The 1,695-nt window shown below is 38.8% G+C and carries 1 protein-coding gene and 1 pseudogene; both read right to left on the bottom strand.

What is annotated here, in order from left to right:
* Positions 1-183: 183 nt before the first annotated feature.
* Entirely contained in the window at positions 184-264 is an 81-nt protein-coding gene (locus D5R40_RS43620) for an IS1/IS1595 family N-terminal zinc-binding domain-containing protein (RefSeq protein WP_445974413.1), read from the bottom strand.
* Positions 265-1,270: 1,006 nt separating this feature from the next.
* Positions 1,271-1,645, bottom strand: a pseudogene (locus D5R40_RS32795) (flavin reductase family protein); the annotation flags it as partial.
* Positions 1,646-1,695: the final 50 nt, after the last annotated feature.

The following is a 1,695-nucleotide window of genomic DNA, read 5'->3' as shown; positions in this document are numbered from 1 at the left end:
AGGAGTCAGGAGTCAGGAGGGAAGAAAGAAGAAGGAAGAAGAAGAACTGGAGTTGAAGGAGAAAGTTTTTTATCACTAATTAGCCGGACATGATATAAGTCCTGATTATATCAGAAAGTTTTTGCTATGAGCAAATAATAAATAAGTAGTTTGATTGGTAAAAATAACATCTCCTGATAATGTTCAATCTTCTTGCCGACCACAATTCTTACATTGATAATTTTGTTTACCCCTTCTTCGAGCATTTTTTCTAATAGATAGCAATCAGGAATCAGATGTGAGAATTGAGGTGTTTCTTTAAAAAAAAGAATATAGCAGTTATCTTATTCTTATAGCAATGAGCGCTGGTATATTTACAAATTGTAGTAGGGGCAAAAGAGCTAGAAGTCTTATATGATCGGCAATTTATTCCCCCTGTTCCCTGTTCCCTGTTCCCTGTTCCCTGCGCACAGCGCTATATGTATTCGTTTCTCCCCTCCATACCTATTCCCTATTCCCTCCATACCTAAAACAAAAGTATCCAATATCTCACAACTAAAATCATATTGCTAGAGTTGTTGGGAATTACAGCGGTTTTCCTGCACGGTAGACCACAGTAGGGACGTTCCATGGAACTTCCCTACAAGGTTTTGCTTGTGAAGATATGGTTCATCAATTTGAAAAGCGCTGTAATATCATGTCCGGTTGAACAGTTATAAATAAACGACTGAGGACTCATATCATGTCCGCTGGTATCGTTTGTGTAAATCCAAGGGTGAATATCTACAGGAAATTTAGGTTTTTTCAAGCTTTTAAGCCTTCTTCCTTCTTCCCTCTTCCTTCTTCCTTACCTTCGCTATACAATACTGATGCTACCGGACATGATATCAGGAGTCAGGATTCACGAGGAAAGAAACAGGAAACAAGAAAGAAGAGGAGAAAGTTTTTTTATAACTAATAGACATCTGGTGAAAATAAACTTACCCTTTATTTAACAAAAGCTAGAGTTGTAAAAGTCAGTTCCCTAAATCATTTTTGGTACATTTTTCCTGAAAATCTATTCCCTGTTGCCTGTTGCCTGTTGCCTGTTGCCTGTTGCCTGTTGCCTGCTATGTGCAAAAAGTCTATATCTTTTTCAGAGATGTCTAATTATCCGGACATGATATAAGCTAAAAAAATTGCTAAAACCCTTATTAGTAAAAGTTTATCGTGTTTTTTCAGCCTTAAAACCATGAAAGCTCTATAAAGTAAGCTTTTGAGCCTTTTCAATTCTTATTTCCCAACAACTGTTTTAATAATGACTACCTGATTTGCGGAAATGAACTGCTGTTACTCCCTCATTCAGTACCTGACCATTCTCCACTACTGCATAAACCAACCAATGGTCGCCACATTCCATCCGGTTTGCCACCTTACATTCCAAATAAGCTAAAGCACCTGTCAAAACCGGACAACCATTCTCAGCTTCCTTGGTTTCCACTCCCACAAAACGATCTTCTCCCGGTGCAAAAGACTTCTGAAAATGCTTCCTCAATTGTTTACCCTCTGCCAATATATTCAACACAAAGCGATCGCCTGTATGAGTCAAAGATTCCAGCGCTCGGTCTTTTGCCACAGCAATAGTCACCCCAGGAGGATTAAAAGTCGCCTGAGAAACCCAAGAAGCTGAGAATGGTTGTCCGGTTTTGACAGGTGCTTTAGCTTATTTGGAATGTA

It is taken from the genome of Okeania hirsuta, from assembly GCF_003838195.1.
GTDB lineage: Bacteria > Cyanobacteriota > Cyanobacteriia > Cyanobacteriales > Microcoleaceae > Okeania > Okeania hirsuta.
Note: the sequence above shows the minus strand (reverse complement) of the source record. Positions and strands in the feature narration are given on the sequence as shown.